We start from the raw sequence: 13733 nt of genomic DNA, 5'->3' as shown, positions 1-13733 counted from the left end.
TTGAGGAGCACTGAGTAAGGGATCGCCGTCTTCATCAGTTCGGTTTGCCAACTGGACCCCGGCCTTCGCCGGGGAGGTGGTAATGGTTGGCATCACGGCTGTTTCGCGCCTCCCGCCCGTCGCCTGTGGCGCTACCACCACGTCGCGGCAGAGGGTTGTCGTCGCTAGGCCCCGCTGCTCGCGCGGATCACCAGGCGGGTCGGCAAGGGCGAGTCGTCGGACACTTCGCCGCGCAGTTTCGCCAGCAACGTCCGTACCAGCGCCTCCCCTGCCCGGCGCGCGTCCTGCGTCACGGTCGTCAGCGGCGGGTTGGTGAGTTGCGCGGAGGCGATGTCGTCGAAGCCGACGATCGCGACGTCGTCGGGGATCGATCGCCCCGCCGCCGCCAGCGCGCGCATTGCGCCGATCGCGATGCTGTCGCTCGCCGCGAAGATCGCGTCATAGTCGGCGCTGCGTCGCGCGAGTTCGGCGATCGCGTCCTGTCCGGCATCTTCGGTGGTGATCGCATCGACCTGCAATGCGTCGTCCGCCGTCAGCCCCGCAGCCGCCAACGCGTCGAGATATCCCCGATAGCGGTCCTCCAGTTCGGGGTACCGCCCGTCCGCTGCGCCCAGGAACGCGATGCGCCGTCGGCCCCGCGCGATCAGGTGCGCGGTCGCCGCCTCGCCGCCGCCGCGATTGTCCGAGCCGACCGTGATCCCGGCAGGCCCCGTACCGACCGCGCCCCAGCGCACCACCTTGGTCCCCTGCTCGGTGAGGTGATCGAGGCGCGCGCGATAGGCCTCGTAATCGCCGTAGCCGAGCAGGATGATACCGTCCGCCTTGCGGCTGTCCTGGTAATCGACGTGCCAGTCGCCCGACAATTGCTGGAACGAGATCAGCAGGTCGTAGCCGGCGCGGGCACAAGCGTGCGTGATCGAGCCCAGCATCGACAGGAAGAACGGGTTGATCGTCGACTCGTCTTCCGCTGGCTCCTCGAAGAACAGCAACGCCAGCGTGTTCGCCGACTGGCTGCGCAGCGACGAGGCGTGCTTGTCGACCGCGTAGTGCAGGCTGCGCGCGATCGCCTCGATCCGCTGGCGAGTCTGCGCGTTGACCGACTTTGATCCGCGCAACGCCCGCGACACGGTCGGCTGCGACACGCCGGCGAGTTGCGCGATGTCGAACGATGTCGGGCGGCGACCCATCGTCAGCGCCCTTGCCGGCGCCACTGGGGGCGGGCGTGGTCCTGAGGAGACACGGTTTGCATGAAACAGTGAATACGTATGCCCGTCCCTTTTGCAACGCCTCCACCCGAAATATAGCCGTGTTGCGACACCCGACGCGTCAGCACGACGTCGGGGATACCAAAACAAGCAATTGAGGATGCGCGGGATTATTCTCGCCTGAAGGGGATTTCATGAGCCAGTCTATTCCGTGCCGCCTGCGCGTCGCGTCCGGCATTTCCGCGCATGGCCGCCTCGCACTGCAAGTCAGCGCGACCGCGCTCGCCGCTGCTCTGATGCTGCCAGGCCAGGCTGCGTTCGCGCAAGCGACGCCCGGCACCGCGAATGCCAATCCGACCGCACCAGCACAGGTCGACGCGGTCCCGACCGTCGCCGCGCCGACGCCGCAGCCCGCCGATGCCGTGCCGCCCACAACCCAGGACGATGCCGCCGGCGGTGATGAGATCGTCGTCACCGGTATCCGCGCCGGCCTGGAATCCTCCGCGAAGATCAAGCGCCAGTCGGTCCTGATCGTCGACTCGATCTCGGCCGAAGACGTCGGCAAGCTGCCCGACGTGTCGATCGCGGACTCGCTCGCCCGCCTGCCCGGCGTCACCGCGCAGCGCCTTGAAGGCCGCGACCAGCGCCTGTCGATCCGCGGCCTCGGCCCCGATTTCTCGACCACGCTGCTCAACGGCCGCGAACAGGTGACGACCGGCGACAATCGCGGCGTCGAGTTCGACCAGTATCCGTCCGAGTTCTTCAAGACCGTCAACGTCTACAAGTCGGCCGATGCCTCGCTGATCGCCGCCGGCGTCGCCGGTACGGTCGACCTGCGCATGCTGCGTCCGCTCGACCAGGCGCACCGCATCATCGCGGTCAGCGCGCGGGCGCAGATGAACGGCATCGACAAGCTCAACCCGGATGGCGATCGCTACGGCTATCGCGCGTCGGCGACCTATGTCGACAAGTTCGCCAACGACACGCTCGGCATCGCGATCGGCGTGTCGGCGACGCAGACGCCGTCGCAGGACGAGCGCTACAACGCGTGGGGCTATAGCGGCGCCGGCACCGCGACCAGCCCGTTCCTGCTCAACGGCGCCAAGCCGTACGTCCAGTCGAACGAGCTGAAGCGCTATGGCGGCGTCGCCACGATCGAGTGGCAGCCGTCCGACAGCTTCCATTCGACGTTCGATGCGCTGTATTCGCACTTCGAGGAAACGCAGATCCTGCGCGGCATCGAGTTCCCGCTGGCTGGTCAGTTGACGACACCGACCTCGCCTGGCGGAACGACCGCTACCGGCGTGACAATTGCCGACGGCTTCGCGACCAGCGCGACGTTCGGCAACGTCTTCGCGGTGCAGCGTAACGACTATAACCAGCGCAAGGCGGACAATTTCTCGCTCGGCTGGAACAACGACCTCAAGCTGACCGAGACGATCCACCTGAACGTCGACGCAAGCTGGAGCCGTGCCAAGCGCACCGACTTCCTGCTCGAGACCAACACCGGCACCGGGTTCGCCAAGAGCGGCGTCGCCGACACCGTCACCGTCAAGCAGAACGGCAATGGCACCTACACCTTCTCGCCGACGTTGGATTACACCAACACCAACATCTTCAAGCTGACCGATCCGCAGGGTTGGGGCAACAACGGCACGCAGCAGGTCGTCCAGTCGGGCTTCCTCAACCGGCCGAGCTTCAAGGACGATTTGAAGTCGCTCCGCGCGAGCCTCAACGGCGAGTTCTCGGACAGCGTCGTCAAGGGCTGGGAAGCCGGCGGCAACTACAGCCAGCGCAAGAAGACCAGCGCCTACACGTCGTACTTCCTCTGCCCGACCGGCGGCGGCACCAACTGCACCGTGGCGAGCGGCTCGCCGCTGAGCGGCAACGTTCCCAGCGAAGCATTGCTCGGCAAGAACGTGGCGCTCGATTATCTCGGCATCCCACAGATGCTGACGCTCGATCCGCTGTATCTCTACAACAACTCGCTCAACGCGGCGTTCGATGGCCGTCCGTCGGCGCTGGTGCGCGACAATGTCGTGCTCGAAAAGGTCTGGACTGGCTATGCCAAGGTCACGATCGACGGCCTGGTCGGCGACAAGCCGCTCAAGGGCTCGATCGGTGCGCAGGTGGTGCATTCGGACCAGAGCTCGACCGGCCAGATCGCCAGCGTCGTCGGCGGCGCGGTGACGATCGCACCGGTGACGCAGTCGCTGAAATACACCAACTTCCTGCCATCGGCGACGATGTCGGTCGAACTGATCCCGCTGGGCTTCGTCAAGGTCGGCGCCTCGCAGACGATGGTCCGTCCGCGTCTCGATCAGGAGCGCGTCACGCAGGACGTCGCGATCAACCTGACCAACATCGGCCAGACGCCAGCCGGCCTGTTCCCGGTGTTCACGTCGACCGGTGGCAACGTCAATCTGAAGCCGTATCAGTCGACCAACATCGATCTGTCGTTCGAGAAGTATTTCAACGGCGGCGGCTATGTCGCGCTGTCGGGCTATTTCAAGCACCTCACCGACTTCGTCGATCCGAACAACTCGCTGCCCTACGACTTCTCGGCGTTGCTGCCGGCTTTGACCGCGGCGCAGCAGGCGCAGGTAATTGCGGCGGGCCAGACGATCGGCAACGTCTCGTCGCCCGCCAATACCGGTCGCGGCGAAGTGCTCGGCGTCGAGGGTACGGTGTCGCTGCCGTTCAAGGCGATCACGTCGGCGCTCGACGGCTTCGGCATCTTCGCGAGCGGCAACTACACGCAGTCGACGATCAAGTACGGCAGCAACCCGACCGAGGCGATCACCCTGCCCGGCCTGTCCAAGTGGACCGGCAGCGGCACGATCTACTTCGAGAAATGGGGCTTCCAGGCGCGCGCGAACTATCGCTACCGCTCCAGCTTCCTGGCCGAGGTCGCCGGCCTATCCGCCAACCCGACCTATCGCACCGCGCGATCGGAAGGCATCCTGGATGCGCAGATCGGGTACGAGTTCCAGAGCGGTCCGCTCGCGAACTTCGCGATCCTGGCGCAGGCGAAGAACCTGACCGACCGTCCGTTCGTGACCTACCAGAACGACGATCCGCGCCAGGTGATCGACTATCAGCGCTATGGTCGCGACTACTATGTCGGCATCACCTACAAGTTCTGATGTCGATAGCGGGGCGGTTCACGCCGCCCCGCATTTGCCCCGCAATCGCGGCGCCTGACGGTTTCGAAGCGGGGACGTAGACGATGGCCAATCACCCTTTGCGTATCGTGATCGCTGGTGGCGGCACCGCCGGCTGGATGGCAGCGGCGACGTTCGCGCGGTTCCTGGAGACGGGGTACGAGATCGACCTGATCGAGTCCGACGAGATCGGCACCGTCGGCGTCGGTGAGGCGACGATCCCGCAGATCCATCTGTTCAACGATGCACTCGGGCTCGACGAGGATGCGTTCCTCCGCGCGACCGGGGGCACGTTCAAGCTCGGCATCGAGTTCGTCGACTGGTTCAAGCCGGGCCATCGCTACTTGCACGCGTTCGGCGATGTCGGTCGCGATGTCGGCCTGTTGCCGTTCCACCAATATTGGCTGCGCGCGCGGTCGCTCGGGCTGGCCGGCGATCTTGGCGCCTATTCGCTCAACACGCACGCGGCGCTCGCCGAGCGGATGCAGCGTGGCCCTGCGCGCACCGCGCGGACGCTGCCGTCGATGCCGTACGCCTATCATTTCGACGCGGGGCTCTATGCGCGTTACCTGCGGCGCTATTCCGAGACGCGCGGCGTCAACCGGATCGAAGGCAAGATCGTCCGTGTCACCCGCGACGGCGAGAGCGGCGACGTCTCCGGCCTTTTGCTGGAGAACGGCACCACCGTTGCCGCCGACCTGTATATCGACTGCACCGGCTTTCGCGGGCTGCTGATCGAGGAGGCGCTCGGGATCGGGTACGAGGACTGGACGCACTGGCTGCCGTGCGACCGCGCGATCGCGGTGCCGTCTGCGCGCAGCGAAGCGTTCACGCCGTACACGCGCTCGACTGCGCATGCCGCCGGGTGGCAGTGGCGGATTCCGTTGCAGCACCGCACGGGTAACGGCGTCGTCTTCTCCAGCGCGCATATGAGCGAGGACGAGGCGACCGCGACGTTGCTGGCCGGGCTCGACACGCCGGCGATGGCGGAGCCTCGGACGATCGCGTTCCGCACTGGTCGTCGCAAGCGGATGTGGAACCGCAACGTCGTCGCGCTCGGGCTCGCCGCCGGGTTCATGGAACCGCTCGAATCCACCAGCATCCATCTGATCCAGTCGGCGATCTCGCGATTGCTCAAGCTGTTGCCGGGCCGTGTGATTGCCGACGCCGATCGCACCGAGTTCAACCGCCAGAGCGACTTCGAATACGAGCGCATCCGCGACTTCATCATCCTCCACTACAAGGCGACGGCGCGCGTCGACACGCCGTTCTGGCGCCAGTGCCGCGACATGGCCATTCCCGACACGCTCGCCGCGAAGATCGACCTGTGGCGCGGCAACGGTCACATCGTCCGTGAGCATGAGGAGCTGTTCACCGAAGTCGGCTGGCTTCAGGTGTTGGCGGGACAAGGCATCATGCCGGCGGGCCACCACCCGCTGGCCGACGCGATATCGACGAGCGACCTGGGGGAATTCATGGACACGATCGACAAGCTGAACGCGCGCGAGGCGGGCCAGATGCAGGACCACGCCGCGTTCGTCGCGCAGCATTGCGCGTCACCGGCAGGGCTCGGCGCATGAGCATCACCGCCGCCGTCCTGCTCGCGCTGTCCGGTGCGGCCGCCGTACCGCCCGCCGACTACCGCGCGCGTGCGCCGCAGGACGAGGTCATCTATTTCGTCCTGCCCGACCGGTTCGAGAACGCCGACCCGAGCAACGATCACGGCGGGATCGCCGGCGACCGGCTCAAGACCGGCTATGATCCGACCGCGAAGGGCTTCTATCATGGCGGCGACCTGAAGGGCCTGACCAAGCGGCTCGATTACATCCAGCATCTCGGCGCGACCGCGATCTGGCTCGGGCCGATCTTCAAGAACAAGGCGGTGCAGGGTTCGCCGGGCCACGAGTCCGCGGGCTATCACGGCTATTGGATCACCGACTTCACGCAGGTCGACCCGCATCTCGGCACCAACGCCGACATGACCGCCTTCGTCGACGCCGCCCACAAGCGCGGGATGAAGGTGTATATGGACATCATCATCAACCATACCGCCGACGTGATCCAGTACCGCGAATGCTCGGTCGGCAGGCCCTGCCCGTACCGCGATCGCGCGACCTATCCGTACCAGCGTAAGGGCGGTGTCGGCGGCAAGGCGATCAATCCGGGGTTCGTCGGCGACGGCGTCCAGACCGCGGCGAACTTCGCCAGGCTGACCGATACGACCTATGCCTACACGCCGTACGTGCCCGCCGCCGAGCGCAATGTGAAGGTGCCGGCGTGGCTCAACGACTCGATCTATTACCATAATCGCGGCGACACCACGTTCATGAACGAGAGCTCGACGATGGGCGATTTCTCGGGTCTCGACGACGTGATGACCGAAAACCCGCGCGTCGTGTCGGGCATGATCGACATCTTCGGATCGTGGATCGACCGGTTCAAGGTCGACGGCTTCCGCATCGACACCGCGCGCCACGTGAACCCGGAATTCTGGGCGCAGTTCGTGCCGGCGATGCTGACGCGGGCGCAGGCGAACGGCATACCGAACTTTCACATCTTCGGCGAAGTCTCCGATCACGAGGTCCGCCCGGCGGTGCTCGCGCAGCATACGATCGTCGACAAGCTGCCCGCCGTGCTCGACTTCGCGTTCCGGCAGGCGGTGGTCGAGACGGTCGCGGGCACGCGCGGCACCGACGCGTTCGAGGCGCTGTTCGACGGCGACGTGCTGTATGCGAAGGGCGTCGACACCGCGGCGATCCTGCCGACCTTCACCGGCAACCACGACGACGGCCGTTTCGCCACCTTCGTGCGGAAGGCGTTTCCGCAGGCCTCGGACGAGGAAGTGCTGAAGCGCGTGCTGCTGTCGAACGCGATGCTGCTGACGTTGCGCGGCGTGCCGACGATCTATTCGGGCGACGAACAGGGCTTCGTCGGCGACGGCAACGACCAGGACGCGCGCGAGGACATGTTCGCGTCGAAGGTCGCGATCTATAACGACAACCGCCTGCTCGGCACGACCAAGACGACCGCGACCGAAAGCTTTGGCGAGACCAATCCGCTGTTCCGCGAGATTGCCGAGCTGTCGAGGGTTCGCGTCGCGCATCCAGCGTTGACCCGTGGCCGGACGGTCATCCGTAGCCGTAGCGAAACGCCGGGACTGCTCGCCGTCTCGCGCTTCGATCCGACGACGGGTGCGGAAACCCTGCTCGCGTTCAACACGTCGGCCAAGCCGATCACACAGGCGGTACAGGTCGAGACCGTTTCCAACCGCTTCATTACGCTCGCCGGCACATGCGCGCCACGCGCTGCCGCCCCCGGCAGTGTCACACTAACCCTGCCCGCGTTCGGCTATGCCATCTGCGCCGCGGAGACCCGTTGATGCCTGCACGATTGCCTGAAGCCGCCGCCGACCTTCCGTGGTGGAAGGGCGCGACGATCTACCAGATCTATCCCCGTAGTTTCGCGGACTCGAACGACGACGGGATCGGCGACCTGCCGGGTATCACCGCGCACCTCGACTATGTCGCCAGCCTCGGCGTCGACGCGGTGTGGCTGTCGCCGTTCTTCACCTCGCCGATGAAGGATTTCGGCTACGACGTGTCGGACTACCGCGACGTCGATCCGATCTTCGGCACGCTCGCCGATTTCGACGCGCTGATCGCGCGCGCGCATGCGCTGGGGCTCAAGATCATCATCGATCAGGTCTATTCGCACACCTCGGAGGAGCATGACTGGTTCCGCCGGAGCCGCGCGTCGCGCAGTGGCGAGAAGGCGGACTGGTATGTCTGGGCCGACGCCAAGCCCGACGGCACGCCGCCATCGAACTGGCAGTCGGTGTTCGGTGGCCCCGCCTGGACCTGGGACGCGCGGCGCGGGCAATATTACATGCACAATTTCCTGAAGGATCAGCCGCAGCTCAACGGCCATAACCCCGCGGTGCAGGACGAGCTGATCGCGACGGCGCGGTTCTGGCTGGATCGCGGCGTCGACGGTTTTCGCCTCGATGCGATCAACTTCGCGATGCACGACCCGGCGCTGACCGACAATCCGCCCGCGCCCGCGACCAATCGCGCACGCACGCGGTCGTTCGACTTCCAGCAGAAGCTGCACAACCAGAGCCATCCGGACATCGTCGGGTTCATCGAGCGGATCCGCGCGCTGCTCGACGAATATGGCGCCGGGTTCACGGTGGCGGAAGTCGGCGGCGATGACAGCGACCGCGAGATGAAGCTGTTCACTGGCGGCAATGGCCGGCTCAATAGCGCGTACGGCTTCGATTTCCTGTACGCGGACCGGCTGACGCCCGAGCTGATCGTCGATGCGGTCGGCAACTGGCCCGATACGCCGGGCCTCGGCTGGCCGAGCTGGGCGTTCGAGAACCACGACGCACCGCGCGCGGTGTCGCGCTGGACCACGCCCGACCAGCGCGAGGCGTTTGCGCGGATGAAGATCCTGCTGCTCGTCGCGCTGCGCGGTAACATCTTCCTGTACCAGGGCGAGGAGCTGGGCCTGACGCAGGTCGACATCGCGTTCGACGACCTGCTCGATCCAGAGGCGATCGCGAACTGGCCGTTGACCTTGTCCCGAGACGGCGCGCGTACGCCAATGCCGTGGATCGGCGGCGCGCCCGATCTCGGGTTCGGCAGCACCGAGCCTTGGCTGCCGTTCGGGGAGGATCACCGCGCGATCGCGGTCGACGCGCAGGAGGCGGACGCGACGTCGCTGCTGCATTGGACGCGGGCGCTGATTGCTGCGCGTAAGGCGCATCCAGCGTTACGGCTGGGGAGCCTGCGGATCGTGCACAGCGATGATGCGGTGATCGCTTTCGAGCGAGAATCCGATGACGAGACGCTGCTCTGTGTGTTCAATCTCGGCGAAGACGCGCGCGATTGGCCAACCGGCATCGCCACCGATGGCGACATGATGTTCGCGACCGATGGCGCCGACACGACGACGCTGCCGCCGCTGTCCGGGCTGGTCCTGCGACGGTGATCGACGGGCTTGGCCAGCACATCGTGATCCTCGGCGGCGGCACCGCCGGGTGGATGACCGCGTGCCTGATCGCGCATCGCTGGCGGGATCGCGGCATGCGCGTGACGCTGGTCGAAAGCCAGGAGATCGGCATCGTCGGCGTCGGCGAAGGATCGACACCGCAGTTGAAACACTTCTTCGACACGCTCGGCATCGCCGAAGCCGAGTGGATGCCGGCGTGCGATGCGACCTACAAGCTCGGGATCGGCTTCGAAGGCTGGTCCGACCGTGAGGGGTATGACCGGTATTTCCACCCCTTCCCTACCGAGCTCGACGGTCACACCGCGCCGCAATTCTTCTACAACACGCGGGCCCGACGGACCGGTCGCGACGTCGAGGCACATCCTGACCGGTTCCTGCTCCCTGCCCGACTAGCCTCTGCGAACTGCGCGCCGCAGCCTGCCGCAAACTTCCCGTTCGAGGTCAGCTACGGCTATCACTTCGACGCGTACAAGGTCGGCGCGTTCCTCTCAGCGCACGCAACCAAGACGCTGGGCGTCGTCCATCTCCAGCGCCGTATCGCCAGCGTCGAGCGCACGCAGTCCGGCGAAGTCGCCGCGCTGATCGATACCGACGGCGAGCGTATCGCCGGCGAATTCTTCGTCGATGCCAGCGGATTCCGCAGCACAATCTTCGGTCCGCTGGAAGTGCCATTCGTGAGCTATGCCGATGCACTGCTCAACGACCGCGCAGTAGTGATGCCAACCGCGCACGCAACCGGCACGCCGATCCCCAGCCAGACGCGCGCGACCGCGTTGTCGGCCGGCTGGGCGTGGCACATCCCGCTGACCAGCCGAAACGGCAACGGCTATGTCTACTCGAGCCGCCACCTGACCGAAGCACAGGCGGAAGCGGAACTGCGCGCGCATATCGGCGCCGAGGCCGGCGAAGCGCGCCACCTCAAGATGCGCGTCGGCCGCGGCCGCGAGAGCTGGTCGCACAACGCGCTCGCAGTCGGGCTCGCGCAGGGCTTCCTCGAGCCACTCGAGGCGACTGCGCTGCATCTCGTCATCGCCACCGTCGAGGCATTCCTCGCCGTAATAGACGAAGGCGGCACGACAGATACGGTCCGCACCGCGTTCAACACGCGCATCGCCGCGCGCTACGACGGCGTCCGCGACTACATCGTCGCGCATTACCGCCTGAACCAGCGCCGCGACGATCCGACCGGCTATTGGGCGGAAGCGCGCGGCGTGGACGCCCTGTCCGACGACCTCAAGATGCTGATGTCCACCTGGTTCACCGGCGCGGACATGGTCGCGGCGATCGATCGCGCCGGGCTCGGCCGCTATTATTCGGCGATCAGCTGGCACTGCCTGTTCGCCGGCTACGGCACCTTTCCCGACGCCGCACGGCTCATTCAGCCCGGCGCCGACATCGATCCCATCGACCTGCCGAGGATCGACGATTTCCTGACCCGTTGCGCATCGAATTTCGGGTCGCACGCCTCTCGCCTCTGCCATCTGGCGGACCACAAGGATCACGTATGAAACGCATCGCCCTCCTGCTCGCCGCTACCGCCGCCATCGGCAGCGCACCCGTCCATGCCCAGACGAACGTCGCCGCGGCACCAAAGCTGGTCCCGAGCCGCGACGGCGTCGAAGTCCAGGTCGGGACCAAGGCGACGCGGATCACAGCGATCACCGACGGTCTGATCCGCGTCCGCGTCGCCAAGAACGGCCTGTTCCCGGAGGACGCCAGCTGGGCCGTTCCCGCGGAGATCCGCCGCCAGAAGATCGCCGTCACCGCGGCCCCCGATGGCTTCACCACCGCCAGCGTCCGCGTCCGCGTCGGTGAAGGCGGCGCGATCACCTTCGAGACGCTTGATGGCAAGATCATCTCCGCCGATGCCGCGCCGGTTGCGACCGACGGCAAGGCGTTCGCGATCGCGAAGACGCTGCCGATCGCCGAGCATTTCTACGGCTTGGGCGATAAGACGCAGGGGCTCGACCGGCGCGGCCACGGCTTCGTCGACTGGAACACCGACGCGTTCGGGTTCAGCAGCGCGGACGACCCGATCTACAAATCGATACCCTTCTTCATCGGCACCGGCGGTGCGGGCGGCAGCTACGGCATCCTCCTCGACAACACCTATCGCACCTGGTTTGACTTCGGCCACCGCGATGCCGAGACTCTCTCGTTCGGCGGCCCCGACGGCCCGATCGACTATTATTTCATCGCCGGCCCCTCGATGGCCGAGGTCACGCGCCGCTATGCCGACCTGACCGGCCACGCCCCGCTCGCACCGAAATGGGCGCTCGGCTACCAGCAGTCGCGCTACAGCTACGGCAGCGCCGACGAGGTCCGCCAGATCGCCGCCCGCCTGCGCAGCGACCGCGTGCCGACCGACGTGATCTGGCTCGACATCGGCTATCAGGATCGCAACCGCCCCTTCACCACCGACGCCAAGACCTTTCCCGACCTGCCCAAGCTCGCCAGCGAGATGAAGGCTGACGGGATCAAGCTGGTCGCGATCACGGACCTCCACATCGCTGCGGTCGAGCAGGGTTACGCGCCCTACCAGAGCGGGATGAAGGCCGACGCGTTCATCAAGAACGCCGATGGCAGCCCCTATGTCGCGCCGGTCTGGCCCGGCCCGTCGGTGTTCCCGGACTTCACGAAGACCGCCGCCCGGACCTGGTGGGGCACGCAATATAAGGGCTTCCTGGACGCCGGGATCGCTGGGTTCTGGAACGACATGAACGAGCCGGCGATCTTCGAGACGCCGACCAAGACGATGCCGCTCGACACGCGCCACCGCATCGACAGCGACGATTTCGCAGCCCGCATCACCGATCACCGCGAGGCGCACAACGTCTACGGCATGCTCAACACACGCGCCACGTTCGACGGCCTGCTGAAACTGCGCCCCGACGAGCGCCCGTTCGTGATGACGCGCGCGAGCTATGCCGGCGGGCAGCGTTACGCGGTCACCTGGACCGGCGACAACAGCGCGACCTGGGATCATCTGAAGCTGTCGGTGCAGCAGATCATCAACCTCGGCCTGTCGGGCTTCGGCTACAGCGCCGCCGACGTCAGCGGGTTCGCGGGTGGCCCGAGCCCCGACCTGCTCACGCGCTGGACCGAGATCGGCGCGTTCACGCCAGTGTTCCGCAACCATTCGGCGACCGGCACCCCTCGCGTGGAACCCTGGGTCGATGGCCCCGACCACCTAGCAATCCGCCGCCGCTTCATCGAGGAGCGCTATCGCCTGATGCCGTATTTCTACGCGCTGGCGGACCAGAATGCGCGGTTCGGCGATCCGATCATGCGCCCGGTGTTCTACGATTACCCGGCCGCCGCGACCGCGTCGTGCGACCAGTCGATGGCGTTCACGCTCGGCAAGTCGCTGCTGATCGCGCCGCCGCCCAAGCCGGAATCGCCGCAGACCTACGACGTGTGCCTGCCCGCTGGCGGCTGGTACGACTATTGGACCGGCCAGCGCGTCGGCACGCCCGAGCCCGCCGCCGCCGGCCCGATCCAGTCTGCGACGCAAGCCGTGCCGACCGCGCGGACGCTAGGCGATCGCGTGACAGAAACACCGCGCCTCGATCGCCTGCCCGTGTTCGTCCGCGCCGGCACGATCCTGCCCCGCCAGCCCTTGGTCCAGAGCACGAGCGAAACCCCGAACGGTCCGCTGCGGCTCGACGTCTATCCCGGCGCGGATTGCATCGGCACGCTCTACGAGGACGACGGCCGCACCTTGGCGTACACCCGCCGCGGCAATTTCCGCCAGACGGTGCGCTGCACGATCACGCCGACCGGCCTGTCGATCGACTTCGCCAAGCCCGAGGGTGGCTTCAAGCCGTGGTGGAAGAGCATTGCGATCACCGTCCACGGTTGGGACGGCGCCGGCAATGCCGGCGTAAAGGGTAAGCAGACCAGTGTCGCTCAAGACGCAGCAGCCGGAACGTCGACCTTGGTCATTCCACAAATGAATATTGCCGGCACGGTACACTTGGAGGGACGGCAAGTGGCGATTGGACAAGCGCTGAAAACCATCTCCCTGCGGTAATTGCGATTTGCAGTTCGCTTTGCACTGCCGGCGTCTCGAGGAGGTGGGCATCAGAGTTTTCGACGTCCCACACATCGATAGCGCCAGCAGCCGGCAGCCTCCTTTAAGCACGTCACGACGATCTCATTGCCCACCGGCGGCTAGGCAATCGCTTGGGATCGCGTGACGGCGCGTATGGTATGCTCGATAGCCCGCCAGACTATGCCGTGTTGCGAGCCGGATTGGGAAGATCACCCGGTAGCCCCCTAGTCGGGAAGGCCGATAGGCCGATTGATCGACGCTCGGTGGGCCGTAGTTGCCAGCGAACGATAGCTTAAG

The 13733-nt window shown here is 66.2% G+C and carries 7 protein-coding genes; 6 read left to right on the top strand and 1 reads right to left on the bottom strand.

What is annotated here, in order from left to right; all coding sequences use genetic code 11:
- Nucleotides 1-164: 164 nt before the first annotated feature.
- Complete coding sequence (locus AC59GX_RS16005) at nucleotides 165-1187, bottom strand: LacI family DNA-binding transcriptional regulator (protein WP_426282457.1); 1023 nt, start codon at nucleotides 1185-1187, stop codon at nucleotides 165-167.
- A 212-nt stretch (nucleotides 1188-1399) separates the two neighbouring features.
- Here AC59GX_RS16005 and AC59GX_RS16000 point away from each other — a divergent pair, with 212 nt between their 5' ends.
- The 6 genes from AC59GX_RS16000 to AC59GX_RS15975 all read left to right on the top strand — a co-directional run bounded on the left by AC59GX_RS16000 (nucleotide 1400) and on the right by AC59GX_RS15975 (nucleotide 13415).
- Nucleotides 1400-4351: a TonB-dependent receptor gene (locus AC59GX_RS16000; protein ID WP_426282386.1), complete on the top strand. Its 2952-nt coding sequence runs from the start codon at nucleotides 1400-1402 to the stop codon at nucleotides 4349-4351.
- An 83-nt stretch (nucleotides 4352-4434) separates the two neighbouring features.
- Nucleotides 4435-5949, top strand: coding sequence for a tryptophan halogenase family protein (locus AC59GX_RS15995; RefSeq protein ID WP_426282388.1), 1515 nt, complete (start codon nucleotides 4435-4437; stop codon nucleotides 5947-5949).
- A complete protein-coding gene (locus AC59GX_RS15990) occupies nucleotides 5946-7748 on the top strand; it encodes an alpha-amylase family glycosyl hydrolase (protein WP_426282390.1) in 1803 nt (600 codons plus the stop codon). The genes AC59GX_RS15995 and AC59GX_RS15990 overlap by 4 nt, the downstream gene beginning before the upstream one ends.
- Nucleotides 7748-9361, top strand: coding sequence for an alpha-amylase family glycosyl hydrolase (locus AC59GX_RS15985; RefSeq protein WP_426282392.1), 1614 nt, complete (start codon nucleotides 7748-7750; stop codon nucleotides 9359-9361). Before AC59GX_RS15990 ends, AC59GX_RS15985 begins: the two co-directional genes overlap by 1 nt.
- Nucleotides 9358-10890: a tryptophan halogenase family protein gene (locus AC59GX_RS15980; RefSeq protein WP_497302065.1), complete on the top strand. Its 1533-nt coding sequence runs from the start codon at nucleotides 9358-9360 to the stop codon at nucleotides 10888-10890. The genes AC59GX_RS15985 and AC59GX_RS15980 overlap by 4 nt, the downstream gene beginning before the upstream one ends.
- The gene (locus tag AC59GX_RS15975) at nucleotides 10887-13415 is read left to right on the top strand and encodes a glycoside hydrolase family 31 protein (protein WP_426282396.1); all 2529 of its coding nucleotides are present in this window, start codon (nucleotides 10887-10889) and stop codon (nucleotides 13413-13415) included. Before AC59GX_RS15980 ends, AC59GX_RS15975 begins: the two co-directional genes overlap by 4 nt.
- Nucleotides 13416-13733 lie beyond the last annotated feature (318 nt).

The organism is Sphingomonas sp. 320_CC (genome assembly GCF_059691795.1).
Note: the sequence above shows the minus strand (reverse complement) of the source record. Positions and strands in the feature narration are given on the sequence as shown.